Here is a 26,161-nt window from a genome sequence, read left to right on the forward strand (position 1 = left end):
CATTAATAAAAATTAATCATAGAAATTATTGTTAATTATATGGATTTAAGCTTAATTTGTGAGATTAATTTTTTGGTCAATTAATTTTATATTTCTGATAAAATTCTGCCTTAAAATTCATTCAAAAAATCTAAATAATACTTACATTTGAGACCAAATTCTAACGATGAGTATTTTCAATGATACGAAGCTTGCATTTGCTGATAAAACGGATGCTCAGCTCAAAAAAGCGTATTGGATGTTCAAGGCTATAGAGCAGCCTGCGATAACCAATATTGGTGTTTCTGTTCTCAATTTTACAGTTCATAATGATTTCCCTTTTGTCAAAGGCATTGTCAAAAAAACACTTTTTGAACAGTTTTGTGGCGGCGAAACCCGGGAAGAAAGCATGAATGTCGTTAAACAGATGTTCAAACGAGGTGTGGGAAGCATTTTCGATTATTCGATTGAGGGCAAAGAAGAAGAGGAAACCTTTGATGCGGTTTGTAAAGAGATCAAAGATATTGTAAGATTTTCAGTCGGTAATCCGGCTATTCCGTTCATCGTTTTCAAACCGACCGCCTTTGGCAGAATCGATATTTATGAAGAAGTGGGAAAAGGCGCTGAGCTGACGACCAGCCAAAAAGAAGAGTGGGAGAGGATTGTACAGCGTTTTGATGAAGTCTGCAAACTATGTTGGGAGAATGATAAAAAAGTGATGGTAGATGCAGAAGAAACCTGGATGCAGGGCGCTGCAGATCATCTTTGCGAAGAGATGATGGAGAAATACAACAAGGATAAAGCCATTGTGTGGAACACCATCCAAATGTACAGAACCGGCCGTCTTGAGTATATGAACGCGCATTTGGAAAGAGCCAGGGAAAAGGGTTACTTTATTGGTTACAAAATTGTGCGTGGCGCTTATATGGAAAAAGAAAGAAAGAGAGCTGCCGAGTTAAACTATCCGGATCCTATCCAGCCTAATAAACAGGCGACGGATGATAATTATAATGCCGGAATCGATTTTGTAATGGCTCATCTGGATAAAGTTTCTGCATTCTTTGGGACTCACAATGAGAAATCCTCCGAACTCATCATGGATAAAATGAAAAATAATGGTTTGTCTCATGACAATCCGCATGTCTATTTTGGGCAATTGTATGGTATGAGCGATAACATCACTTATTATTTGGCAGATCAGCATTACAACGTTGCCAAATATCTGCCTTACGGACCCGTGAAAGATGTAGTGCCATATCTTACGAGACGTGCGCAGGAAAATACGTCTGTTGCAGGACAAACCGGCAGAGAACTTGGTCTGATCCAGAAAGAACTGAAAAGAAGGAATTAAAGAAGAAACCGCGGAATTGGATTTAATTAAGTTCAATTTATCCGGCGTTTCTTTTGTTTAAAAAAGGTGAATGATTCTTAATATATTATTTCACTAAAAATGGCCGTCCTAAAGACGACCATTTTTTTTCCACCATCCATCGGTTAAAAAAGATAGTTTGCGGATGAATGTTTTATTAAATCGTCTTGAAATAGAGCTCCTGTAGTTCGTCAGCTGTAAAAGCCTTCGAGGGAAGGTTCTGGACCAGCTGGCCTTGTTTCATAATTCCAATATTAGTTGCGACACTTACTGCATTGAAGATGTCGTGCGTGGCCATCAGCACTGTACGCCCCTGCTGTCCAAGTTGCCTCACAATTTCAGTGAATTCGGCTGTGGCAATAGGATCCAGGCCGCTGGTTGGCTCATCAAGTAACAGGACTTTGGCATCTTTGGCCAACGCAATTGCAATACCAACCTTCTGGCGCATCCCTTTGGAATAACCTCCTAAAGCTTTGTCATGGGCAGAGGCCTGAAGACCTGTACGCATCAGGAAATCGTGTAACGCATCTTTTGAATAACTGAATCCTGCAATTTTTGAGAAAAAATCAAGGTTTTCAAGACCGGTTAGGTTAGGGTAAAGCAAAACGGTTTCCGGGATGTAAGCTAGATTTTTTTTGATTTCCTGTGGCTGATCCGTCACCGAAATATGATTGATGTATGCGTCCCCGGAGCTGGCCTTTATAAGTCCGAGAAGAATATTGATCGTGGTGCTTTTACCGGCGCCATTCTGCCCAAGCAGCGCATAGATTTCGCCCGAACCTATTTCCAGATTCAGCGACTGAAGCGCAGTAAAATTGCCGTATTTTTTATGAAGATTAACTGTTTTAATCATAATTTTCTGATGTTGTTTTGTGATAAGAGGATAAATAATATGATGATAAAGACATAAGGTAAAAAGAGTGCAACACTGTTGATTTTTGTTGGTTGGCGAAATACCTCGCGGATTTGTAGTTTCCAGTTGACGGAATCAGCATCTTTGCCGGAAAATATAAGCGGATAAAAGAACAGGCGTTTCTTTTCATGAAATTTCTTCAGGGCACTGCCAAAGGCGAGGTGATTCTCCATACCGCTTTGTGCAAGATCATTTTCTGTAAGTTGCGTATGGATATTTGGGAAAAAATAACCCAATACAACCGCTGCCTGATTCCTTTTCTGCATTTTGGCAATATATTGCTCAGATGAGGCTGCAGCTTCCAGGTCGCCCATGTGCTGCATAGCATAATACCAGGTCCAGCTGAATGAATCACTCTCATTGATTTTAAATTGTTTAAACTGAGGGTAAGCCTTGTAAAATTTTTCCATCGTCGGTAATTTGGCTTCGTACCATTTGTTATGGTAACCTTCCCTTTGTTCCATTACTGCTTTTAACCCTTCTTTAACTGGGAATATTTTTTGAATGGCCATATTGCTGCCCATCGGAATAATGAAGTTGAGGCCAATCCAAACCGTAAGCAGGATTAAGGCATTATAGGCTGAAGATTTTCTAAATGAGATGACAAAGCGGCATAACGCAAACCAAAACAGTAAGTATAGCCATCCGGACAGTATAAAGTACAGAAAGTTTTTATCCATTGGGATATCAATCCAAATTGTCGCAATTGCGATGAGCAGTAGATAAATGATGCTGATAGCCAAAACACGAACCAAAAATTTGCAATCGATAAAACGCGCCAAGCTTCTGCACTGCACAGACAGCAATTTCCAGCGGCCGCTTTCCTCTTCTTCGGAAATTAGGTTATAACAAAACGCAACGATGATCAGCGGAAAGATAAATACCAGCACAAAACTGAAATCAAAATTACCGGCGGCAGCATTAGCAGGATTGTAAAAATCAGAATTATAACGTTGCTCCTCAAGATTCCTGATCGTCACACCCTGGATTGACGGATTCAGATCACGCATCCCGATACTGAGCGCAGCAAGCTGGGGCGTTTCATTAATCCAATTGAATTTTACATAATATAGGATCAGGCCCAGATCGTCTTTATGGTATGTCACATTCTTATCGATGCTTTCCTGCTGGAACAATCTGCTTTTTTCTATAATATCCTGATTGCGGTCCAGAAAATTTTTCCCGGTGTAGATGGCCATTATCCCCGCAATTAGCAAAAATACCAAAGCAGAAAGATAGCCTCTGTTGCGGAAGAATTGTTTAAAAATATAGCTTGTCATGATTTAGATTAACTTTAATTTTCGAGACGTGAGTTCGGCCATGGCAATGCATAATAAAAACCAGAATATCAGCGCTGCTGCCGGTAAGTATTGTGCTGCGAGACTCTTACCGAATGAGGTATACTGATAGTTGAAATCCGGGAACTTTCGCCAGTTTTCACTGTTAATAATGGCTGGTGGCCCACCTTTTTCGGTTTTGATATTGCTGATTTGCTCAATCTGAAGCCGGTTTAGGTGCTGTGCCATCTTATAACGGTATTCTTCTGCCTGTTCCTGAAACTGCCTGTAAGAAAAATAGTCAGTCCCCGAGGCCGTCATTGATAGATTTTTAATGGCCATAGCCGGATCTGCAAATCCGCTGAGTTCAGAGATTTTCTGCTGTCTGCCGTATACTGTTTCCAGCTGTTTATGGTGCTTTATGTAGATTGCAGAGCTTATTTTTTCACCCTCTTGCATTACAAAACCGCTATAGTTGAAAGGAAGCTCCTGCGTAGTCTTTACTTTGTAATGTGCCAGCAGAGAATCTTTGATATGTTTAAAATGAGGATCATCCGGATTGTGGCTATTGCCGGCTTTCAGGATATCTTTTTCGAGCTCGGTCTCAAAGGCAATTCTGGATGATGCGGGATAAAGATTTTGTGCAGCAAACTGAATTCCTTTTGGTAAAAAAATAACCATGAACAGCCAGCTTCCAATCAGTGTTACCAACGAAGATGATGCTTTTTTACTAATGGCAGACACAACCACCGTCATGGTACAGATGACAAAATAATACAGCATATAAGACAACAGCAATACGCATATCCTCACCGCTACTTCTTCAAAAGCAACAGAACGGTCCCATAGCATGACCAAAGCTATCAACACAAAGACAGGAAACAGGAATAACAGCGAAAACTGCCAGAAACCGAGGATCTTGCCCCAGATGATTGCCCTGTTAGAAGCACCCTGAATGCTCAGGATCTTGAGTGTCGCATCTTCCCGTTCTTTGGCTATCAAACCAAATCCTAAAAATATCAGAATCAGCGGAACAATATACTGAAGCAAAAAAGCACTTGTAAATGCTCCAAAACGAACCAATGTACCCGAACTTCCTGCTTCGGAGAGATTGGCGGAGTTCTGTTTGTACGCTTCCAGAAAAATGACATTACCAAGGTAGTCATCCAGTCCATTATCAAAAATACTTAGCGGATGCGCCATCCGGAAAACCAGATAGCCGTAGTGCGCCATCCGATGAGGGTGTTTCGCTGGCCTGTCTTCCCAATGCTCGCGGATTTCAGCCCGGTAATGGGTAATTTCGGCAGCACTGTCGGTATATTGGAAAAATGTAAAGGCGATGCTCAGCAAAGAAAAGATTGAAACTACTACTACAATTAGCAGATTTGGTTTTGTAGTGATGAGATCCTGCCTGGTTTTCAGGATCACACGTTTTAAGCTTTGTAAAGCCATTGGATCAGAATTTATACATTACTGTTATCAGGTAATTTCTCGGGGCGCCGGGGAACAACCGGAGATAGGACTGGGCACCAAGCCAGTAGTTGGTATTGGTAATATTGTTTACGTTGGCAGAAAGCTGAATTTTTGAGTGGAAAAATGTATAGTATAAGGCTGCGTCCAGCGTTGTGTAACCCGGAATTTCAAAATCTCTGGTAAACCATGGGATTTTTGAACTCTGATAAAGCATTCCCATCCCAACACCGAAGTTTTTGAGAACCGTCCTGTTGCTGAAGTTATACCTGGTCCATATATTGGCAGCATTTTTTGATGTATTTTCTTTCCGCTGGCCTTCCAGCGCAGGATTGGCACTTTTCATAATCCGTGCGTCGATATAGCTGTAGCCACCATAAACACTCCATTGCGGGGTGATATATCCCGAAAACTCAGCTTCAAAACCGCGACTCCTGTCTGCGCCACGCTGTATCAGTTCATCTGGCTCAGCAGGATTATTGGCATTGATCAAGACGTTCTTCTGATTAATTTCATAAAACGCTGCGCTCACCATACTTCTGCCAAAAAGTTTAGCTTTCATCCCAATTTCTTTAAGATCAGAGATAAGCGGTTTGAACTTAGCCGCCGATTCTGCTCCGGTAAAACTTCCGGTATTAGGCATCAGCGTTACTGTATTGGATTGAGGCTGATATCCCGTGAGGTAGGTTCCGTAAATGTTGATATGGTCTGTAATGCTGTAGGTAACCCCGAGTCTGTGAAGTAATTTGGAATTTCGGAAAGATGTTTCATCAGGATTCTTGTAATTGGTAATATCCTGAAACCATTCCTGACGCAGGCCGGCAAGAATCTTTAAGCTTTTCCATGCCAGAAGGTGCTGTGCATAAACCGCGTGTGTGATGGTAAGCGCCGTTGGCAAAACGGTTTGCACGTTCAGTAGATGATAGTCCGTTCCCTGATAATTGGTTGCACCGGGCGTAAGGTCAAACGGCGTTACGTTAGGTTCGAGAATCAGTTGGCCGTTGTAGTCAAGCATTTCATATTTGTCAGCATGGGCAGGATTATAAGAAGAGGCTACGGTGCCGTCTTTCATAATAAATCCACGTGCCGCATTTTGATAACCACCTTCTCTCTTTTCCCATATATGGGCATCATAGCCCACAAGTGTCTGATGCTCTATGGAGCCGGTTTTATATTGGAAGTTAAAATACGCCGTCACATTGTCCACTGCCCACCTTTGTTTTCGCCGGATAAACTGCATCATAGCCAGGCTTGCCACAGGATTATTGTTGATATCCGGTACAAATGCGTTGGTGGTCCGGTGTTCCTGAAGATTTTCTTCCCAAAGTTGCTTCATATATGAGGCGTTGAAACTGATACTTTTGGTAAAATGATGAGCCAGAGTTCCCATTATGGTAATATCATTTGTTTTAAAGTAATCTTCCGGGGAACCCAGGTTTAGGCTTTTGGGCGTGCTGTTAAGATTGGTTTTACCGGCTATGGCTCCAAATATTGGTTGACCACGATCGAGATTGCCATAGAGATTATTAATAATTAATTCAGCGTTAACGGAGGTTTTTTCGTTGGGCGCATAGGTTATAGATGGTGATATTAATATGGCATTATTGTTCACATTATCCCGGAACGAGTTGGCTTTCTGATAAGCACCATTAAAACGGTAAAGCAGGGTTTTGGATTTATTCAGCGGGCCGGTTAAGGTCTGCGGCTACACGGTAGGTATTAAAACTTCCTGCAGAAAAACTGACTTCATCGCGTGGTGTAGCCAAAGGCTTTTTTGTTACCATATTAATGGTGCCGCCGGGATCTACACTGGACATAGTGATGCTGGCCGGCCCCTTGAAAACCTCCACACGTTCTATATTTGCCGTCATGGGTTGTAGAAAATAATATTGCCTGGTCCGCATACCGTTAATGATCTGGCCTTCTTCGTTCTGGCTGATGCCACGGATATTATATTGGTTGTAATAGCTGGAAGGCGAAACCCCGGTCACATTCTTCATCACATCACCCAGCAGGAAGGCCTGCCTGTCTGTAATCAATTCTTTGGTAATGGTATTAAGGGTCACGGGAATATCAATATTCTTCATGGCAATTTTGGTTGCTGCAAAGGAGTAATCGGAGATATAACCTTTTGATTTTCTTCCCACGAGCTCTACAGTCTGTATTTGGGTATGTACAGAATCGCTCGGATGGTTTTGCGCATGGATATAAACAGATAAAAAAAGTGCTGCTGTAGTGGAATATTGTAATTTTTTGAAGGGAGCAAATGTAATCGCGCCCTTTTCAATGATAAGGTTCATAAGTTGAAATACGGGATGTAGCAGAAGTTATAATGGTCTGCCAGTTTGAATGGAGGATTTAATAAAATCCATTGGAGATGCTTTTACAGATCAGTAATCTGCAAAATCGGGTAAGGAATAAGATGATATCCTAAGCGAAATCCGTATGTGGGGGAGCGCGGGAACTGAAATAGTCGAGTAGCTGGTAACAGGTTTTTTCTTCACTTAAGAAAAGCCTTTTTTCAGGCACAGTGCCTCTTACCAAAACCAAGTGGACGGTCTCTTCACAGAGAAGATTGTTCATTTGGAAATGCAGTGCACAGTGGCAGTCCTCATCTTTGGATACAGAATCATTTTCGGATTTATCTGCCTTTTGAGAAATGCTGCTTTTGTGCTTAGCGTGCTCTATGCAAGTGCCAATACCACTGACATTATACAGGAATAATGTGAGTAGGGAGAATAGAAAAAAATGTCTCAGGGTCTTTTGCATAAAGGAAATGCAAAAGTAGCATATAATTTCATTTGTGCAAAAACCTTGTTGTAATTAAGGCATTAGCTGCAATATTTCTTTTTGAAAGATCGGTTTAAAATCACGTATCGTTTTCATTTGCGATTCTGAAAATAATTGATTTATAATAGCACATTCTAAAAACAAAAATGCCCAGATTGATAAACCTGAGCATTTTTTTGTTGTGCTAATGTATTGATTAGATGGGGCTATTAATCTTCATCATCTTCCTCAAAAACGTCATTGTAGCCGCTTTCTTCTTCGTCATCGTTATAATCTTCGTCCTCATCATCAAAACTTGTTTCTTTGAACTCGGAGTCAAAATCACCAAACTCATCATCCATAAATGGCATTGCGGATGTTTTGCTTTTGCCGTTGCTGCTGTTGCCATTTTTACTTGGTGCTTTCAGTGGAACATTACCAAATCTGTAAACAGTAATCGGGTAGTTCACTGATGGTTTCTCATCATTAATTTCCAAAAGTTCACAGAAAAATTCCCACAGGTCTATAAAACCGTACTGAAATCTCATTTTGCTTCCTACGGCAGGGAAAGCCTCGTTGAGATAAACATCAGACATAATCTCACCATCGCCTTCCTCGCTCATGTCTTCCAGAGGAACGGCATTGCCTTCATTCCATTCATCATCAGAAAAATAGAAAGAAGATAATTCTTCACCTGGCAGGCTAAAAGCACTTTTGATACCCAGATGTAGATTCCAAAGTGTCTGTTTGTCCTTGATTTCTACATCCCGGAAGATCGTCTCTTTTGCATCCAGAATTACTCTTATCTTATAAACCATTTTTGTTTTTAAATTTATCTTTTATTAGCTGATTAGTGCTGCAAATATAAAACAAATGAAATTTGAGAAAAGTTATTGATGAATTTTTTTTCAAAAAAGTTTTTTATAAATTTTGCGCTTTATTTTTTGTTTTATGGCAGTGTGATGGGCTTCACTTTCCTGAGTCTGTCGGCCGATGATTTATCCAGTTTGAACTTGAATTTAGTCCCCGAAAGATAAACGCTCTCTACACTTATCGGCTGTTTATGAGCCTCCATAATATGCTTTACAATAGCAAGCCCCAGGCCGGATCCGCCTTCTTTTCTGCTACGGCTGCTCTCTACGCGGTAGAATCGTTCAAAAATCCTCGGAAGGTTTTCCGGTTTGATGCCCATCCCATTATCTTCTATAGAAATATGGATGCTTTGGGTGCCTTCTTTTGTAGAAACGATGATCTGAGCTTCTTCTCTGTTGGCATATTTTACCGCATTGGAGACCAGGTTAATAAGAACCTGTGATATCTTGTGCTTGTCCGCATATACAAAGAGCTGAGGTTGTGTGGTCTGCAACTGCATCGTCATCGTGTGGCGGTCGGCTTCCAGGTCCAAAAGGTCAAACACTTCCTGAATCAGCTGATTGATATCAAAAGTACTGTACTTAAGTGCAATCTGTCCCGACTCAAAACGGTTGATCATATCCAGGTCTTTGACGATGTTCAGCAGACGTTCTACAGAACTGTCTATCCTCTGCAGATACTTGTCGCGGATGCTGAGATCTTCTACACCACCATCACGAAGGGTTTCTATATAGCCCTGGATAGAAAACAGCGGTGTTTTGAGCTCATGAGAGACATTACCGATGTACTCTTTACGGTAGGTTTCCATCTCCTTCATCATATCAATCTCAGCATTCTTTTGGTTCATCTCCTGGAATTTTTCTTCCAGTTCTTTGAAGCCAATATCGTAGTCAGAATCGTGAATAATGTCCTCCGGCAGAATATTGGTGATTCTCCTGATCTGATTTTTGCTGTAAAAGCTGAACAGAAACTCCAGCACAAAATAATTGACAATAAAAACGAAGCAGAGCGTGAAAATCAAAAAATAATTAAAATCCCTAGTTTTGAAATAGACATCATTGGTATAAAACTGAAAAAGAAGCACAACACCACCCACCGCCATTACCAGCAGCAATGATGCGGTAAAAGAAAGCCAGTTGATTTTAACAGAATTTTTTATCCTCATATCAAAAAAAAGATTTTCTAAAAAGAAAATCTTATACTACCAGTTTATAACCAATTCCCTTAAGTGTCTGTATGGTATTAATGCCCAGCTTCTCGCGAAGGCGTCTGATGTGAACATCTATCGTTCTCTCACCAACGATGACATCATTACCCCATACTTTTTCCAGGATTTCTTCTCTTTTAAAGACTTTATCTGTATTAGAAGCCAAAAGGTAAAGGAGGTCAAACTCTTTTTTAGGAAGCAGGAATTCCTCTTTGCCTTTGGTTACTTTAAAATTATCTTTATCGATAATTAGGTCACCTATCTCGATGTAATTTGAGTTTTCCTGAGATTGTGCGCCCAATTGCAGCAGGGCCGCAACCTTAGAGATCAAAACCTTCGGTTTTATCAGTTTTACAATATAATCATTGGCGCCGGCCTGATAACCTGCCAACTGGGAAAACTCCTCGCTTCTGGCAGATAAAAATACAATCAGCGTCTTTTGTAACTCCTTTATTTTGCGCAGGTCCTGACATGTTTCTATACCGTCTTTCTCCGGCATCATCACATCCAGCAGGATAAGATCGGGCAAAATCTCTTTTGCTTTTTCTATCCCCTCGTTACCATTGCTGGCTGTAAAGACCTGGTAACCTTCTTTTTCAAGATTGTAAGAGATGATATCCAGGATGTCCTGTTCATCATCAATTAGAAGAATTTTCTTACGATTCATTTCGATTTAATAATTATTCCAAAATTAAAAAAAAATGAACTCTATATGACTAAATCTTTAAAGTTCACACAAATTTAACATTTATTAAAATAATAATCAGTGTTTTTGATATCATTTTTAACATCATTAATCTGCATCAGAATCGTTTTATAATTCGGGGAAATTAGATTAAATTTGCACCTCACGTTCAGATTATGGAAGAAGAAAAAAAATCACTCAATTTTATAGAACAGATCATAGAAGATGACTTAGAAAACGGCCTGGAGTCTTCTAAGCTGAGATTCCGTTTCCCGCCGGAGCCTAACGGCTATCTGCATATTGGCCATACAAAAGCCATCTGTATCAACTTTGGCCTTGGGCAGCGTTACAATGCGCCGGTCAATCTTCGTTTTGATGATACCAATCCTGAGAAAGAAGAACAGGAATTTGTGGATTCTATCAAGAAAGATGTAGAATGGCTGGGTTTCCAGTGGGATAAAGAATGCTACGCATCAGACTATTTTCAGCAACTTTATGACTGGGCAGTAGAATTGATAAAACAGGGCAAAGCTTACGTGGACGAGCAATCGTCTGAAAATATCACCGCGCAACGTAAAAACCCTTTTGAGCCGGGTGTGGATTCTCCATTCAGAGACCGCCCTGTTGAGGAAAGTCTTTCTCTTTTTGAAAAGATGAAGAATGGTGAGTTTGAAGAAGGTGCTATGAGCCTGCGGGCAAAAATTGATATGGCTTCTCCTAATATGAACATGCGTGACCCTGTGATGTACAGGATCCTGAAACGGCCGCACCACAGAACCGGTGACCAGTGGAAAATCTATCCAATGTATGATTGGGCACATGGCGAGAGTGATTATCTGGAGCAGGTTTCCCATTCTTTGTGTTCGCTTGAGTTTGAAAACCACCGCCCGTTATATGAGTGGTACCTGCATCAGGTTTATGAGAATGGTAAGGTGGCACCTAAACAACGAGAATTTGCAAGGATGAACGTGTCTTACATGGTAACATCCAAAAGAAAACTGCAGAGACTGGTAGCTGAAGGTGTTACCACGGGTTGGGATGATCCCCGGATGCCAACCATCTCCGGTCTTCGCAGAAAGGGTTATACAGCGACGGCAATTAAAAACTTTATCGAGCGCGTAGGTGTTGCTAAAAGAGAAAACCTGATTGATATCCAGCTGCTGGAATTCTCTGTAAGGGAAGATCTCAACAAGGTTGCTACTAGGGTAATGGCCGTTGTAAATCCGGTGAAACTGATTATAGAAAATTATCCAAAAGATAAGGAAGAATGGCTGGAGACAGAAAATAACCCAGAAGATGAAAATGCAGGAACAAGGCAAATCCCTTTTTCCGGGGAACTGTATATTGAAAGGGAAGATTTTAAAGAAGAAGCTGATAAAAAATTCTTCCGTCTCAAGTTAGGAGGCGAAGTGAGGCTCAAAGCTGGTTATATCATTAAGGCAGAGCGTGTGGATAAAGATGCCAGCGGCCAGATTACCACAATATATGCAACCTATGATGAAGATTCTAGGTCGGGTAGTGGTACCGAAGCCAGCCTTAGAAAAGTGAAAGGTACATTGCACTGGGTTTCTGCAAAACATGCGCTGCCAATAGAGATCAGAACTTATGAGAGGCTTTTCACCACAGAACAGCCGGATGCAGAGAAAGAGGTAGATTTTATGGAGTTTATAAATCCTCAGTCTTTGCATATTACCCATGGTTTTGGAGAACCAAGCCTTCGAGACGCCTCAACAGAGGATCATTTCCAGTTCCAGAGAATTGGTTATTACATCAAGGATCGGGATTCTGATGATGATAAACTGGTTTTCAACAGGACGGTTACATTGAAAGACAGTTACAAACCTTAATAAAAAAACGGAATCACTCGATTCCGTTTTTTTTCTTTACAGCACATCCTGTATTTCCTTATTTTTCTCAAAAGTCGCTTTTGCAAAAGGGCATAACGGGACAATCTTCAGGTGGTTCCCGCGGGCATATTCTACCGCTTTGTAGACCATTTCCCTGCCTACGCCCTGGCCTTTGTATGTAGGGTCTACTTCGGTATGGTCAATAATGAATTTTTGGTCTCCGGCCCAGGAGTAGGTCATTTTTCCGGCTTGCTGACCATCAATCATTGCGATAAATTCGCCTTTGCTTTCGCTGTTGTTTTGTTTGATTTCCATTGCATCATTGTTATTGGATAGAGTTTATATTATTTGCTTTACTTTTTTTAATAAATATCAAGCCAAAATAGACTTGAAAATTTTATTATAATAAAAAACCACTCAAAAGAGTGGTAAATATTATTTTTTAAGACATTTTTCCAGAAACTGATCCTGTTCCCAAAGCAGGTGCAGGATGTTTTCTTTGGCAGCATATCCGTGGGCTTCTTTGGGTAAAAGTACCATTTTTACAGGTGCACCCAGATTTTTAAGCGCCTGAAAATATCGCTCGGTCTGCAATGTGAATGTACCTGGGTTATTGTCAGCATCACCATGTACCAGCAGCATTGGTGTTTTCATTTTGTCAGCATTCATAAACGGTGACATCGTATTGTAAACATCCGGCACATCCCAGTAATTACGTTGCTCGGTCTGGAAACCAAATGGCGTGAGTGTACGGTTATAGGCGCCACTTCTGGCAATGCCACAGGCATAATCCTTGGAATGGGTCAGCAGGTTAGCAGTCATAAAAGCACCGTAAGAATGGCCTCCTACGGCGACTTTTTTCCGGTCGATATAACCAAGTTGATCCACAGCGTCTATAGCCGCTCTTCCATTGGCAACCAGTTGAGGGATAAAGGTGTCATTAGGCTCGCTTTTGCCTTCACCAATGATAGGGAACGAGGCATCATCCAGAACCGCGTAACCTTTTGTAGTCCAGTATACGAATGAACCATAGTACGGGAATGTAAAATCATTAGGGTTTTGGGTGTTTTGTCCGGCTGTGTTTTTATCCTTGTATTCGGTAGGGTAAGCCCAGATCAACAGTGGCAGTTTTTCTTTCTTTGCTTTCCTGTCGTAGTTTGCAGGCAGGTAAAGTGTTCCTGTGAGCGTAACACCGTCATTTCTTTTATAAGTGATGACTTCTTTATAAACATCTTTGATGCTTTCGAATGGGTTGGCGAAATTGGTGACAGCTTCTTCTTTGTTAGACCTGATGTTTTTCTTAAAATAGTTAGGGTAATCCTTTGGCGACTGTTGGATGGTGAGCACTTCACCTTTGGAAGGATTAATGATGTCAATGATATCTTCTTTTGCATTTTTAAGATTAGAAGTATACAGCCTTTTCTTTTTTAGGCTTTTCATATCCATCTCATCAATAAAGGGGTGTTGACCGTCTTTGGTAAAGCCGTCGCCAATTAGGTACGATTTTTCACCTTTTATATCAATCACAGATCTCCCATACTGGTTTTTGGTGGTGTTAAAGTGTCCGGGATCGCTGTATACATCCTGGTAATTGCGGTCTTCAATCACTTTGGATTCACCATTATTAAGATCTACCAAAAACGATTTGGTATTTCTGGTGTCATACCATCCTTCGGAAACAATGGCATAATGGTCATTGGTCCAATTCACATCCTGGTAACGCTGTTTGGTTTTAAAAAATGATTTAGGAGCGTTTGCGAAAGGTGCTTCCCAGGTAAAAATCTCATCTCTGTAATCCACCGTTTTCGCCTGGTCCCCACCATCCAGAGCTTCTGCATAAACCAGTGTTGCCGGCGCGTCGCTTCTCCAGCCCATATCTCTTTTTCCGGTCCTTACGGACGAGAAACCTTTTGGCATAATTTCCGTAAGCGGTGTCTCATTAACGACCTTTACTGCATTTCCTTTGCTGTCATAGACTGTTGTAGTCATTGGGAATCGGTTGAGTGGGACAATGTAGGAAAAAGGTCTCTTGATGGTCGTCAGCATGAGGTAATTGCCATCGGGTGAGTAGCTTGCCCCGGCATACATATCCTGATCTTTCATCTTTTTGAGATTACCATCAAGATCCACATTATAAATCTCCGATGCGGTGAGTACCTCAAAATTTTTCTCATCCTGAGGGTTTTTAAGCAGATCCTGATAGGTTCTGTTTTGCGAAACTTTGCCGTCAGCAGTTGAGACAATAGGACCGGTTGGCAGGTCCTTGCTGGAGTCAATTAAGTCGGGCCTGTTCTGCGGAAGCGTTTTTATCAGCAGGTTTCGGGAATCTTTATTCCATGTGTAAGGATTACCAAGATTGGCATTCAGGTTATCATTGGTGATCTTTTTGGCTGTCGCAGTTTCCAAATCGATTACCCAAAGTTCCACACCTTTGGAAGTGGTATTGGTAAAAGCCAGCTTTTTCTCATCCGGAGAGAACGATGTGTAAGTAATTTTTGCATTGGAAGGCATGTTTTTAACCTGAACTTCGGTTTTTTCATTCATCCTTCTCACCTTCAGATTGTTGGCGTAAGTGGCTGTGCTGGATATGTTGGTAATCGGGTTAATACGCAATCCGCCCAGCTTCATATCTTTTTGGTTGAGGTCTTCAAGTGTTTTGTATGTAGGGCGGTAAGTGAAAACAATCCAGTCTTTTTTACTGTTCATCAGGACACTTGGCGGGCGCTGGTAGTCGGCGAGTTTCAGGATCTCGGCACTTGGTTTCTGATAAGTGATGTTTTCCTGCGCCTCATAAAAATTAAGAAATGCAAGAAGGCAGATGCTTAGTTTGATCTTCATATAATACTGTTTCCAACAAAAATAATGATTTATCAGTGTGCTCCACCGAAAAAATAATATTAATGCAAAAAAGTTTCATTAATGACACTCCTACATCTGTCAGCCTAACGGCCGGACCCAGGCAGTCTTACTTGAGGTATTTTGTAATACTCTCGCTCATCGGGTTGGTCGTGCTGATAAAGCTGTCTACAACATGGCCTTGCTCATCCAGAAGAATCTTGGTGAAGTTCCAAAGGATTTTGGTATTCTTAACGCCATTTTCTTTTTTGTCGGTCAAGAATTTGTAGATGGGCGCAATATTGTCACCTTTTACGGATATTTTAGCAGCCATCGGGAACTGTACACCATAGTTTCTTTGGCAAAATGTAGAGATCTCATGATTGCTGCCCGGTTCCTGCCCGCCAAAATTATTAGCAGGGAAACCTACGACTACAAGTTTGTCTTTATACGTTTCGTACAGTTTTTCCAAATCAGCATACTGAGGCGTAAAACCACATTCCGAAGCGGTATTCACAACCAGTATTTTTTTGCCTTTGAATTTTGAAAAATCAATTGTTGAACCGTCTAATGCCTCAACTTTGAAACTGTGAATTGATTTGGCCTGAGCCTTAGTTTTTGTAAATCCGAAAAGTGATAACATAGCAATGAATAGGTATTTCATAATAATCCAATTAATGGTCCCGATTGCTGAACCTTTATTAATGACAAAGTAACAAAAAGAAAAGTGATTAAATAAAATTTTAATTGGCACATATGACACTTTAAGTGACTTATTTAAAATTAGCTGAGGTTCTTTAAGATTTCTCCGAACATGGGTTTGTATATTAGATTGTTATATAAACTTTCGGCAGGATTCACTTATATTACTTACATATCAACTGTATTGCTGTTGTCCTTTGTCAGATGGATACCTAACGCTGCGGATGAGGATTAAAAAAATATTCTCTTAACAAAATTTTATGATTTGTAAAATAAATGCCTTTTCTTTGCCGTTCCTTTCTTATGACAGAGATCTATGAGCGTTTACAGTCAGCTTGCTGAGAATTTACAATACATTTCGCCAGCCTTTTACAAAAGCAGATTTTTCAAAAAACTGAAAGGTCTGGATGCTGATAACCTGTTAGACAGAAAAGTGGAACCGGAGTTTCTCTGGATCAGACAAATCCTTGATAAAGACTCGGTTTTTATGGACGTGGGTGCTAATGTTGGCGCTTATATTTTTGTTTTGGAAAATCATCTGAAACCGGAGAATATCTTCGCCTTCGAACCTAATCTGCAATTATTCAGAAGACTGAAAAGGTTATTTCCAAAAGTCAATCTGTATCCTGTTGCTTTATCCGATATTTCTACCGTGGCAGAATTTAAGATCCCTGTCATTAACGGAGAAAAAATCCATACCAGAGGCACATTACAGACTTCTATCAAAGAAAAAAATGAGGAAAAAACCATCATTCAAAAAGTAGAAGTAAAACCTTTGGATGACATGGTCTTTGGAACGGCTCAGACTGACAGATCAATTCTTAAAAAGCTTGATTTTATCAAAATTGATGTAGAAGGGAATGAGATGCAAACCCTTCGTGGTGCAAAAAAAACAATCAAAACATTCAAGCCAATCCTGATGGTAGAGATGGAGCAGCGCCATCATCAGGAAGATCTTTGGACATTGATTTCGGAGATTGCGGGGTGGGGATACTCTGTGAATTACCTCGACCGGGAAACGCTGAAACCTAAAATTCTTACAAAAGAATTTCTGAATCGGCAAAAACCGGAAAATGTGAAAAATTATAAAGATTATATTAATAACATTATTTTCCTTCCCAAGACTCAATCTGCTTAGTCTCAAAAGAACAATTATTTAGCAATTATCAACTATCAATTATAAAGAATGAGCGTCGTAGCAAGGCAAGGTGTAAAATATTCGATCATAGGTTATCTCGGTTTCTTACTGGGGACACTGTCGTCTATTTTTATTTTCCCTTACGATATGGAGTTCTATGGGAAACTCCGCTATATTTTGCCGACTGCAGAGATGATCGTCCCAGTTATTGTATTTGGTTTGTCATTTTCTAATGTCAAGTTTTTTAGCAAGGTACGCGCCGATGGTAAACATCACAATATGCTGTCCTTGTCTCTACTGGCAGTTCTTTTTAATTTCGTGATTGTGGTAGCTGCCTATTTTTTATTGAATTGGCTTTTCCCGTCATTACAAAAACAGAGATTATGGGAGATGAAAAACCTGATCCTTCCCCTGGCATTGGTGTTGGCGCTTTCATCGGTTCTCAATAAGTTTTTAACGAACTATAAAAGGATTGTTGTTCCTAATATTTTTGAGAATTTTGTACCTAAGATTGCTAACCTTGGGGCTTTCTGCCTGTTTTTCTTTATGGGTTTTGCAGAGAAAACAGCTTACGGGTTTTTCTTTCTGATGTTCTTTATTTCTTTGGCCGGGTATGGGATTTATACCAACAGGTTGGAGAAAATCAAACCCGATTTCAGCCTGGGCTATTTTAGGAAAGACAATTTTTATCAGGAGATTTTAACCTACAGTTTATTTGGTTTTTTGGGCAACATAGGTAATTATATCGCGATCAATATCGATAATTACATGATTGGCGAGTTCATCAGCTTTGAGGAAAACGGGATCTACAGTAATATTTACTCCATTATTTCTTTGATAACAGTGCCGCAGATGGGCCTGTTCAATATTTCTGCGCCAATTATCAATAAGGTTTTGGCAACGGGAGATTTTGCCGAGTTAGACAGGTTTCACAAAAAAACCTCATTGAGCCTCTTTTTTCTTGGTTTGGTTTTGTTCTGCTGTATCGTGGTGGGTTTCCCATATCTGGCAGATTTTATGAAGAATGGTGAAGATCTGCGTGCATCAGAACCTGTTCTTTGGATCCTTGGCTTTACCATGCTGTTTGATTTGGCCACAGGCTTCAATGGGCATATTATTTCATTGTCCAGATATTACAAGTTTAATATCGTAGTGATGCTGATTTTGGCAATATTAACTATCACAACCAATATGATTTTCCTGGAGCATACCCACTTTGGTATTTTTGGGATTGCCATTGCCTATGCCATTTCATTATCACTGTTCAATATTATCAAGATCACATTCAACTACTTCAAATTCCGGGTGTTCCCGTTGGGTATAGAGATGATTTATGCTTTGATTTTGGGTTGCATTGCCATCAATATAGCGCTGCTGTTGCCTGATTTTAAGCTTAATCTTGTTAACCTTTTTTACAAGCCGGCTATCGTCTTGCTGATTTTGTTTGTAGGGAACTATTTCCTGAAGATATATCCGCTGGACAAATACCTCAACAGAGCATTCATCAAGAGCCTTTTCAGGTTCTAGAATAGCTTTTGGGCGTGTCCTCCTCCATGCGGGATTGGCGCTCGCTTCGCTCGCGCCATCCCGCATGGCTGCGGCCGGGCTGTACGCTGCTATCTTTTTCCCATGCTTTTCCCATCACAAAAAAGGATATCCGCTGCCATCCCTCACGCGCTGGCGCTTCTTGCACCTTTTGTTTTATAATTGTTCCACGCAGGCGTTATGTCAAGCTTGCCGAAAGTTTTAAATGTTAATTTTCATCAGGATAGTTTTCAGTACTTCGTGGCAAAATTACCGGAGAAGTAATTGACAATTACATAATTGCTAAAAAAAGAACCTATATTTTGTTGATAGTTTATTCATGGCAGAGCCATGGCCCCTTCATAGCAAAGCTTAGGATAGTTCATGGGAAACCGCTGTTTTTTAGATTGTAGAATCCATAATTATTTAGCCTTAAAAATAAAAAATTACTAAAAGGCCTAATTAGAAATATGAAATATATTGGGGTATCCAGCAACTTGAGTGAGGAATCAAAGATAAAAAAAGATTAATAATTATTAACAAAATCTTTTATTCACCGTTACAATTTATTTCAGTAATTTAGTAAAGGTGTAATATTTGATTATTCATAGCCAGTAATCATTTATTGATCATCATTTACCAATCATTAACTATATCCATGCAGGTTCAGCCTTATTCTCTCTTTTCAGATTTTGACATTTATCTTTTCCGCTCCGGGAAGCACACCAGGCTTTATGAGAAGTTCGGCTCTCACAAGATCACAGTAGACGGTGTCAGCGGTGTTTATTTTGCTGTCTGGGCACCTAACGCAACCGAGGTCTCTGTGATGGGAAATTTTAACCAGTGGAGTGCTTTTTCTCATCAGCTGTCCGGCCGCTGGGATCAGTCCGGCATTTGGGAGGGCTTTATTCCGCATCTGGATTTGGGAGAGGTTTACAAATATGGCATCCGAACTGGTACGGGCATTCTTCTGGAAAAAGCAGATCCGTATGCGCTCTGTTTTGAAAATGCTTTGCAGGCAGGTTCTGCCGTTTGCACTACTTTTTATGAGTGGCAGGACAAGGACTGGATGAAGAAACGCTGGCAGCACAACAGCCTCAGTGCTCCAATTTCTGTGTACGAGATGCATCTGGGATCGTGGATGCGCGATCCGGGAAATCCCGGTAGGTTCCTCAGTTATGGCGAAATTGCCGATAAACTCATTCCTTATATCAAAGCAATGAATTTTACCCATGTAGAATTCATGCCAGTCATGGAGTATCCTTATGACCCAAGCTGGGGCTATCAGATTACTGGTTTCTATGCCGCAACCTCGCGGTTCGGCGGGCCACAGGAATTGATGTACCTTATTTCTGAACTTCACAAAAATAATATCGGCGTTTTTCTGGATTGGGTTCCTTCGCATTTTCCCGGTGATGCCAATGGCCTGCATCGTTTTGACGGCTCCTTTTTATACGAGCACGAAGATCCAAGAAAAGGCTTTCACCCGGATTGGAAATCTTATATCTTCAATTACGGAAGGCCGGAAGTCAAATCATTCCTCATATCCAATGCGATCTTTTGGCTGGACCGTTACCACGCTGATGGATTACGCGTGGATGCGGTTACATCTATGCTGCATCTCGATTATTCCAGAAAAGATGGCGAATGGGAACCCAATATTTATGGCGGGAATGTTAATCTGGAAGCCAAACAGTTTTTACAGGATTTTAATACCGCTGTTTACAGAGAATTTCCTGATGTGCAGACTATCGCGGAAGAAAGTTCAGACTTTCCACGGCTTACAAAACCTGTGCATGATGATGATGGTGTTGGCTTTGGGATGAAGTGGATGATGGGCTGGATGCATGATACGCTGGATTACTTTAAGCAGGATCCTTTGTTGAGACGAGAATTTCAAAGTAAAATCACCTTCACCAGCACTTATATGTTTAATGAAAACTACATGATGCCGTTGTCGCATGATGAAGTGGTGCATGGCAAGAGTAGCCTGATCTACAAAATGCCCGGTGATGAATGGCAAAAATTTGCAAATCTACGCGCCATGTATGTCTATATGTTTACAAACCCGGGTGCTAAACTGCTTTTTATGGGGGATGAGTTTGCTCAAACTACAGAATGGAATTTTACCCAGTCGCTGGACTGGCATCTGTTGCAGTATCCTGTTCATAAAAATATGCAGGAGTTGGTACGGGATCTCAACCGTATCTACAGAACCCATCCCGCTTTGTACGAACAGCAGTTTGATCCGCAGGGCTTTGAGTGGGTAGATGGGGACGATAGGGATAATTCAATTTTTATTTATCTTAGGAAAAGTAAAAATAACAAAGAGGTACTAATGACAGTGCTTAACCTCACGCCCCGCAGTTTTGACTACCGCATTGGTGTGGATGAACAGACAGACTGGAAAGTTATTCTAAATTCTGATGAAGGCAAGTATAGCGGTAGCGGTGTAGAAGCTGTGATTTCCCAAAAGCTGGATGAAGGATGGAATAACCGGAAAAATTCAATCATCATCAGGTTGCCGCCATTATCCGGAGTGGTCCTGAAACAGAGCAAATTGATAAAAAAATCAAAAATCGCCGATTTTTTAAAACGAAAAAAATAATGAATTAAGAAAAGATATATGAAATCGCCATGATTTGCAATCTGATTGATAGATCATCATAATTTAGATTTAATATCAAATAATTGTGATAAAAGGCATTGATAATTAGGCGATTGCATACAACCTTTGAAAAAATAAATATTTACACATGAAAGTATTTCACCTCTCTATGGAGTGTTATCCTGTCGCAAAAGTCGGTGGTCTGGCTGATGTGGTTGGCGCTTTGCCCAAATATCAGAATAAAATGGGCCTGGATGCCAGTGTCATAATGCCGTGGTATAATAAACCATTCTTTTATAACAACGAGTTTCAGCTGGTATTTGACGGCTTTATCCATCAGTCTTTTAATATGTATCAGGTGCAGGTATACAAAGAGAAGCATCAGACATTGGGCTTTGATCTTTATCTTGTCAGGATTCCGGGACTGCTGGACCGGGAAAATGTCTATGGCTATTGGGATGAGAGCCAGCAGTTCCTGGCTTTTCAGCACGGTGTCCTACACTGGCTGAGCGCGATGCAGATGCGTCCGGATATCCTTCACTGCCATGATTACCACACAGGTCTCGTACCGTTTATGATAGAATATTGTTATGAATTCAGTTTTCTGAAAGGTGTTAAAACCATCGGAACCATTCATAACGGGGAATATCAGGGTAGTATGGACTGGCAAATGTCCAACTACTTTCCACATTTCGAAGGTTATAAATGGGGATTGCTGGACTGGAATGGCAGAATCAACCCAATGGCTGCGATGATCAAAAACTGCAATGCCTTCAATGCTGTTTCTGTTGGCTATTTGCAGGAATTGTTCTACAGTTTTCAGGGGCTTGAACCATTGATGAATCAGGAGAGGCAAAAAGCCTTCGGAATCATTAATGGCATTGATACCGAAGTCTGGGATCCTGAGACAGACGAGATGCTGAAGTTTAATTATAACAGGGATTATGCGGAAGAAGGGAAATGGGAAAACAAAAAAACAATCTGTGCAGAGTATGGCCTTAATCCTAATCTGCCTTTGTTTAGCTTTATAGGGCGCTTTGCAGGAGAAAAAGGGGCAGACCTTTTGCCGGAAATTGTGAGGAAGAGTATCCAGGAGACCAATGGATCTCTTAATATTATGATTCTTGGTTCGGGAAATCAGGATATTGAGAATCAGCTGAAAGCACTTCAGCATACTTTTAATGTCAATTTTGCTTTGGATTTAGGTTATAAAGAATATCTGTCGCATCAGATCTATGCATCGTCGGATTTTCTTCTCATGCCAAGCAGGGTAGAACCTTGTGGTCTCAATCAGATGTATGCCATGCGCTATGGCACTATCCCGATTGTAAGGTATACGGGGGGTCTTCGGGATACTGTGCAGGATATCTCTACAGGTGGCAGTGGACTCAATTTTACGCATGCCAGTTCGGATGATGCTGTACATGCGATAAAAAGAGCGCTGCATATCTACAGCCAAAACGATCTGATGTCCGGTCTCATAGCCAGCAATATGGCGTATGATTTCTCTTGGGAAAGGTCTGCACAACGCTATTTAGAATTGTATAATTATTAATCATCCTGTGGCGATTTGGCTTAATAATTGAAATTAAAAAAACGCTCTGGAATCGCCATGATTTGGAAATCAGAGATGAAGATTAAGGCGATCCTGTATGACTTTAAAAAAAATATTTCCATACGAAACAACTCAACAAATTATATGAATGCAAGCGTAATCTCCATTGTACTGGGAGGTGGGAGAGGTACAAGGCTGTTTCCTCTTACCTACACACGGTCAAAACCTGCCGTTCCTATTGCCGGCAAATACCGTCTGGTAGATATTCCTATTTCCAACTGTCTCAATTCTGGTCTTAATCGGATTTTAGTGCTGACCCAGTTTAATTCGGCTTCTCTTAATTCTCATATCAAAAATTCTTATCATTTTGATATTTTCAGTAAAGGCTTTGTGGATATTCTTGCAGCCGAGCAGAACGTGGAAAATGAAAACTGGTATCAGGGTACAGCCGACGCAGTACGCCAAACTATGAAACATCTGGAAAAGTATGAATATGAATATATACTAATCCTCTCCGGCGACCAGCTTTATCAGATGGATTTCAAGAAAATGATTGATTTCCATAAAAAAAACGGAGGCGACATTACCATTGCCACAATCCCGGTTAATGCTAAAGATGCTACAGGTTTTGGAATTATGAAGGCTGATGAAAACGGCAATATTACGGCGTTTACAGAAAAGCCAACAATGGATGTGCTGCAGGACTGGAAATCCGAAACAAGCGCTGCAAGCAAAGCTAATGGGAAAGAATACCTGGCGTCTATGGGAATCTATGTTTTTACAAAGAATGTTTTGCGAAGACTTTTTAAAGAGTACGAAGGAGATGATTTTGGTAAAGATTTTATCCCTGCATCTATTGGCGAATACAAGGTTTTGAGTTACCAGTATGATGGCTACTGGACTGATATTGGTACGATAGAATCATTTTATGAAGCCAATCTGGATCTTGCGCAGGATCTGCCACAGTTTAACCTCTTCAGTTCCAATCCCATCTATACAAGAGCCAGGATGCTTCCGCCGACCAAGATTAATGGTTCTTATGTGAGTAAAACCATATTTGGTGATGGCTGCATTATTCTGGCAGATAAGATAGAGAACTGTATCATTGGCAACAGGACCCGTATAGACAGAGGGTCAACCATTGTTAACTCCTATGTCATGGGAGCAGATTATTACCAAACCGCACAACAGGTTTCTGATAACGAGGAACATGGTGTCACCAGCATGGGGATTGGGAAATACTGCTACATTGATAAAGCCATACTGGATAAAAACTGTTACATAGGCAACAATGTGAGGATCATTGGTGGCAAACACCATCCTGATGGGGATTACGATACACACTCTATAAAAGACGGTATTGTGGTTGTTAAGAAAAATGCCGTTATACCAGACGGAACTAATATAATGTAGAAACTTACATAATCAATTATAATAAAAAACTCCCTGCAAAGGGAGTTTTTTGTTATGCCTGTTTTGGTAGTTTAAACTTCTTAGAGTAGATCATAATCAGTAGCCCGGCAATCATAAAAGGGATGCTGAGCACTTGTCCGGTATTTAGGCCGCCCAGCGTGATAAACTCATCGCCTTGTGGTTCTTTCAGGAATTCTACAAAGAAACGGATCGCCCATAGAATAATGAAAAATAAACCAAATAGCCAGCCTTGCTGGTATTTTTTATCAGTTTTGCGGTATAAGACCCAAAGCAGGATAAACAGGCATACATAGCCTGCAGCTTCAAACAACTGGCTCGGGTAGCGCGGGATGGTTACGCCGTATTCGGAGCTTTGTTGAGGGAAGAGAACTGCAAAAGGTGACGAAGGGTTTACCGGTTTCCCAATAATTTCAGAATTGAAAAAATTCCCCATTCTTACAAATGCTCCGCCCAATGCCACAACAATGCCTAAACGGTCATAGACCCAGAATGGATTCTTTTTGATAATTTTGAAACTATAATAGAGTGTTGTACAGATCAATGCGATGGTTGCGCCATGACTCGCCAGGCCAGAAAAACCAGTGAAATGCAGGCCGCCTTTGGTACTGATTGGCAGAAAAACACTCAGGAAGTCTTCTTTAAAGAGCTCTGGCTGGTAAAAAATAACATGGCCTAATCTTGCGCCGAGGATCGTTCCTACCAGTGTCCAGGTGAAGAGTGGTTCCAGGTATTTTTCTTCTACGCCGTCTATCCTGAACATTTTCAGCATCAGAAAATAGCCAAGGCCAAATGCGAATATGAACATAAGACTGTAGAAATGGAGCATAACCGGTCCAAGTTGGATGCCTTTAACAGGATCCCAAATCTTAAATGGCGTTTCCAGTTCTGTTTGATCAGCAGGTGTCAGGATTTTTTTAGAATGGAGCAGGTATTTAAAACCTTCTATATTTTTTTGATCCAGGCTTGCAGTAACGGGCTTAAAGTCCTTATCCAGAATCTGGAACTGACTGTTTTTAAAAGACTGCAGGATACTTTGGATGCTGGCAAGATGCTCCGCAGATTCTGCGTGGATGTTGTCTTCATTCAGGATGATTAGTTCGTTGGGAATATTGGCAAAAGCCTGGCGGTAAAGATCATTGCTGTTTTGCGTGGCAAAAATTTTGACTGGCAGGCTTTCCTTCCCGTTGATTCTCAAAGTACCGTCAGACAAATCATTGACGGTTGTTTGGGACGAAACAAGCTGGAAGATTCCTGCAAAAATAAGAAGATAAAATCTCAGAAAAATATTATTCATTGGATAATGGGTTTAATGATGTTTAGGCGGTACAGGGTCGTAACCGTGTCCACCCCAGGGATGGCAACTGGATATTCTTTTTAGCGCCAGCCAGCCGCCCTTTATTAGGCCATGCTTTTTAAGTGCCTCTACCGTATAATGCGAGCAGGTTGGTGTGTACCTGCAGTTTTTCCCCAGCCATGGTGAGATGCAGTATTGATAAAAACGAATCACTGCCACAAAGGGAAATATGAGGATTTTGTTCAGCATTATAATTTAAGTGCTACAAAAATAAAAGAAAAATCACAACTCCTGATAAAATTAACCAACAATAACATGCAGTTAAGTTTTTTTTCTTGCCAACACGGCTTTCTGTTTTATGTATATCCGTTTTTAATCATACTGCTGTAATATTAGCAATAATGAGCCTTTCGAATAGTTTGTCTCCGAAATATCTTCGATTTAGTTTGTAAATAAATTCGTTGAGATACAATTGAAGATATTTTCTTTTGATTTTATGATAATTTCCCAATAGATTTCTTTTAGCATTGCTGATGGTGATGTGAACCCATTTTAAGGTTTCGTTGGTAGTTTCTTTATCAGATTTTTCGGTGATATGAAGTTCAACAAAATCTGAAATATCAACGTATGATGTGCTTTTATCCGTGAAAACAATGCTTTGATTATCAATCGATTCTTTTAT

Annotated in this window: 22 protein-coding genes; 7 read left to right on the top strand and 15 right to left on the bottom strand. The window is 40.6% G+C overall.

All coding sequences use genetic code 11. The features are described 5' to 3' along the window. Positions 1-166 precede the first annotated feature (166 nt). Positions 167-1,330, top strand: a complete 1,164-nt coding sequence (locus B0B05_RS11990) for a proline dehydrogenase family protein (protein ID WP_076783880.1) — start codon at positions 167-169, stop codon at positions 1,328-1,330. Positions 1,331-1,505: 175 nt separating this feature from the next. Here the strand turns inward: B0B05_RS11990 and B0B05_RS11995 are convergent, their stop codons facing one another. The 9 genes from B0B05_RS11995 to B0B05_RS12035 all read right to left on the bottom strand — a co-directional run bounded on the left by B0B05_RS11995 (position 1,506) and on the right by B0B05_RS12035 (position 10,524). Next, complete coding sequence (locus B0B05_RS11995; protein ID WP_076783881.1) at positions 1,506-2,201, bottom strand: ABC transporter ATP-binding protein; 696 nt, start codon at positions 2,199-2,201, stop codon at positions 1,506-1,508. Next, positions 2,198-3,541: a DUF3526 domain-containing protein gene (locus tag B0B05_RS12000; protein WP_076783882.1), complete on the bottom strand. Its 1,344-nt coding sequence runs from the start codon at positions 3,539-3,541 to the stop codon at positions 2,198-2,200. The genes B0B05_RS11995 and B0B05_RS12000 overlap by 4 nt, the downstream gene beginning before the upstream one ends. 3 nt (positions 3,542-3,544) lie before the next feature. After that, entirely contained in the window at positions 3,545-4,990 is a 1,446-nt protein-coding gene (locus B0B05_RS12005) for an ABC transporter permease (protein WP_076783883.1), read from the bottom strand. Between the two features lie 4 nt (positions 4,991-4,994). Next, on the bottom strand, positions 4,995-6,620 hold the full coding sequence (locus tag B0B05_RS12010; RefSeq protein ID WP_076783884.1) for a TonB-dependent siderophore receptor: 1,626 nt from the start codon (positions 6,618-6,620) through the stop codon (positions 4,995-4,997). Positions 6,621-6,684: 64 nt separating this feature from the next. Further along, positions 6,685-7,308 carry a TonB-dependent siderophore receptor gene (locus B0B05_RS16940; protein ID WP_076783885.1) on the bottom strand — a complete coding sequence of 208 codons (624 nt, stop codon included), beginning with the start codon at positions 7,306-7,308 and terminating at the stop codon, positions 6,685-6,687. A gap of 130 nt (positions 7,309-7,438) precedes the next feature. Further along, entirely contained in the window at positions 7,439-7,777 is a 339-nt protein-coding gene (locus B0B05_RS12020) for a hypothetical protein (RefSeq protein WP_076783886.1), read from the bottom strand. A gap of 230 nt (positions 7,778-8,007) precedes the next feature. Continuing rightward, positions 8,008-8,595, bottom strand: a complete 588-nt coding sequence (locus B0B05_RS12025; protein ID WP_076783887.1) for an IS1096 element passenger TnpR family protein — start codon at positions 8,593-8,595, stop codon at positions 8,008-8,010. 131 nt (positions 8,596-8,726) lie between these two features. Next, entirely contained in the window at positions 8,727-9,815 is a 1,089-nt protein-coding gene (locus B0B05_RS12030) for a sensor histidine kinase (protein ID WP_076783888.1), read from the bottom strand. 31 nt (positions 9,816-9,846) lie between these two features. After that, complete coding sequence (locus B0B05_RS12035; protein WP_076783889.1) at positions 9,847-10,524, bottom strand: response regulator transcription factor; 678 nt, start codon at positions 10,522-10,524, stop codon at positions 9,847-9,849. 194 nt (positions 10,525-10,718) lie between these two features. Here B0B05_RS12035 and B0B05_RS12040 point away from each other — a divergent pair, with 194 nt between their 5' ends. Then, complete coding sequence (locus B0B05_RS12040) at positions 10,719-12,389, top strand: glutamine--tRNA ligase/YqeY domain fusion protein (protein WP_076783890.1); 1,671 nt, start codon at positions 10,719-10,721, stop codon at positions 12,387-12,389. Between the two features lie 36 nt (positions 12,390-12,425). Here the strand turns inward: B0B05_RS12040 and B0B05_RS12045 are convergent, their stop codons facing one another. The 3 genes from B0B05_RS12045 to B0B05_RS12055 all read right to left on the bottom strand — a co-directional run bounded on the left by B0B05_RS12045 (position 12,426) and on the right by B0B05_RS12055 (position 15,888). Continuing rightward, a complete protein-coding gene (locus B0B05_RS12045) occupies positions 12,426-12,704 on the bottom strand; it encodes a GNAT family N-acetyltransferase (RefSeq protein WP_076783891.1) in 279 nt (92 codons plus the stop codon). Positions 12,705-12,824: 120 nt separating this feature from the next. After that, entirely contained in the window at positions 12,825-15,227 is a 2,403-nt protein-coding gene (locus B0B05_RS12050; protein ID WP_076783892.1) for an alpha/beta hydrolase family protein, read from the bottom strand. A gap of 127 nt (positions 15,228-15,354) precedes the next feature. Then, entirely contained in the window at positions 15,355-15,888 is a 534-nt protein-coding gene (locus B0B05_RS12055; RefSeq protein ID WP_076783899.1) for a glutathione peroxidase, read from the bottom strand. 354 nt (positions 15,889-16,242) lie between these two features. Between B0B05_RS12055 and B0B05_RS12060 the strand changes: the two genes are divergently transcribed. From B0B05_RS12060 to B0B05_RS12080, 5 genes are all read left to right on the top strand, one after another. Next, the gene (locus tag B0B05_RS12060) at positions 16,243-17,064 is read left to right on the top strand and encodes an FkbM family methyltransferase (RefSeq protein WP_076783893.1); all 822 of its coding nucleotides are present in this window, start codon (positions 16,243-16,245) and stop codon (positions 17,062-17,064) included. A gap of 48 nt (positions 17,065-17,112) precedes the next feature. Continuing rightward, positions 17,113-18,591 (top strand): lipopolysaccharide biosynthesis protein, encoded by a 1,479-nt coding sequence (locus B0B05_RS12065; RefSeq protein WP_076783894.1) that lies wholly within the window; start codon positions 17,113-17,115, stop codon positions 18,589-18,591. Between the two features lie 655 nt (positions 18,592-19,246). Further along, positions 19,247-21,196 carry a 1,4-alpha-glucan branching protein GlgB gene (glgB, locus tag B0B05_RS12070; protein ID WP_173786376.1) on the top strand — a complete coding sequence of 650 codons (1,950 nt, stop codon included), beginning with the start codon at positions 19,247-19,249 and terminating at the stop codon, positions 21,194-21,196. A gap of 148 nt (positions 21,197-21,344) precedes the next feature. Further along, a complete protein-coding gene (locus B0B05_RS12075; protein WP_076783895.1) occupies positions 21,345-22,751 on the top strand; it encodes a glycogen synthase in 1,407 nt (468 codons plus the stop codon). Between the two features lie 144 nt (positions 22,752-22,895). Then, complete coding sequence (locus tag B0B05_RS12080; RefSeq protein ID WP_076783901.1) at positions 22,896-24,164, top strand: glucose-1-phosphate adenylyltransferase; 1,269 nt, start codon at positions 22,896-22,898, stop codon at positions 24,162-24,164. 52 nt (positions 24,165-24,216) lie between these two features. Here B0B05_RS12080 and lgt read toward each other — a convergent pair whose 3' ends face one another. From lgt to B0B05_RS12095, 3 genes are all read right to left on the bottom strand, one after another. Continuing rightward, positions 24,217-25,068 carry a prolipoprotein diacylglyceryl transferase gene (gene lgt / locus B0B05_RS12085; RefSeq protein WP_317044134.1) on the bottom strand — a complete coding sequence of 284 codons (852 nt, stop codon included), beginning with the start codon at positions 25,066-25,068 and terminating at the stop codon, positions 24,217-24,219. Between the two features lie 423 nt (positions 25,069-25,491). Next, the gene (yidD, locus tag B0B05_RS12090; protein ID WP_076783897.1) at positions 25,492-25,728 is read right to left on the bottom strand and encodes a membrane protein insertion efficiency factor YidD; all 237 of its coding nucleotides are present in this window, start codon (positions 25,726-25,728) and stop codon (positions 25,492-25,494) included. Positions 25,729-25,855: 127 nt separating this feature from the next. Next, the coding region (locus tag B0B05_RS12095) for an IS1595 family transposase (protein WP_143746015.1) at positions 25,856-26,161 on the bottom strand (306 nt) is incomplete at its 5' end.

Source organism: Epilithonimonas bovis DSM 19482 (genome assembly GCF_900108115.1).
GTDB classification, from domain to species: domain Bacteria; phylum Bacteroidota; class Bacteroidia; order Flavobacteriales; family Weeksellaceae; genus Epilithonimonas; species Epilithonimonas bovis.

Excerpts from the sequence above, each read along its gene's own strand:
- B0B05_RS16940 (WP_076783885.1), bottom strand. The coding sequence starts at position 7,308 with ATGAACCTTATCATTGAAAAGGGCGCGATTACATTTGCTCCCTTCAAA.
- B0B05_RS12025 (WP_076783887.1), bottom strand. The coding sequence starts at position 8,595 with ATGGTTTATAAGATAAGAGTAATTCTGGATGCAAAAGAGACGATCTTC.
- B0B05_RS12040 (WP_076783890.1), top strand. The coding sequence starts at position 10,719 with ATGGAAGAAGAAAAAAAATCACTCAATTTTATAGAACAGATCATAGAA.
- B0B05_RS12050 (WP_076783892.1), bottom strand. The coding sequence starts at position 15,227 with ATGAAGATCAAACTAAGCATCTGCCTTCTTGCATTTCTTAATTTTTAT.
- B0B05_RS12055 (WP_076783899.1), bottom strand. The coding sequence starts at position 15,888 with ATGAAATACCTATTCATTGCTATGTTATCACTTTTCGGATTTACAAAA.
- B0B05_RS11990 (WP_076783880.1), top strand. The coding sequence starts at position 167 with ATGAGTATTTTCAATGATACGAAGCTTGCATTTGCTGATAAAACGGAT.
- B0B05_RS12075 (WP_076783895.1), top strand. The coding sequence starts at position 21,345 with ATGAAAGTATTTCACCTCTCTATGGAGTGTTATCCTGTCGCAAAAGTC.
- yidD (WP_076783897.1), bottom strand. The coding sequence starts at position 25,728 with ATGCTGAACAAAATCCTCATATTTCCCTTTGTGGCAGTGATTCGTTTT.
- B0B05_RS12030 (WP_076783888.1), bottom strand. The coding sequence starts at position 9,815 with ATGAGGATAAAAAATTCTGTTAAAATCAACTGGCTTTCTTTTACCGCA.
- B0B05_RS12060 (WP_076783893.1), top strand. The coding sequence starts at position 16,243 with ATGAGCGTTTACAGTCAGCTTGCTGAGAATTTACAATACATTTCGCCA.
- B0B05_RS12045 (WP_076783891.1), bottom strand. The coding sequence starts at position 12,704 with ATGGAAATCAAACAAAACAACAGCGAAAGCAAAGGCGAATTTATCGCA.
- B0B05_RS12000 (WP_076783882.1), bottom strand. The coding sequence starts at position 3,541 with ATGACAAGCTATATTTTTAAACAATTCTTCCGCAACAGAGGCTATCTT.
- glgB (WP_173786376.1), top strand. The coding sequence starts at position 19,247 with ATGCAGGTTCAGCCTTATTCTCTCTTTTCAGATTTTGACATTTATCTT.
- B0B05_RS12005 (WP_076783883.1), bottom strand. The coding sequence starts at position 4,990 with ATGGCTTTACAAAGCTTAAAACGTGTGATCCTGAAAACCAGGCAGGAT.
- B0B05_RS11995 (WP_076783881.1), bottom strand. The coding sequence starts at position 2,201 with ATGATTAAAACAGTTAATCTTCATAAAAAATACGGCAATTTTACTGCG.
- B0B05_RS12035 (WP_076783889.1), bottom strand. The coding sequence starts at position 10,524 with ATGAATCGTAAGAAAATTCTTCTAATTGATGATGAACAGGACATCCTG.
- B0B05_RS12080 (WP_076783901.1), top strand. The coding sequence starts at position 22,896 with ATGAATGCAAGCGTAATCTCCATTGTACTGGGAGGTGGGAGAGGTACA.
- B0B05_RS12020 (WP_076783886.1), bottom strand. The coding sequence starts at position 7,777 with ATGCAAAAGACCCTGAGACATTTTTTTCTATTCTCCCTACTCACATTA.
- B0B05_RS12065 (WP_076783894.1), top strand. The coding sequence starts at position 17,113 with ATGAGCGTCGTAGCAAGGCAAGGTGTAAAATATTCGATCATAGGTTAT.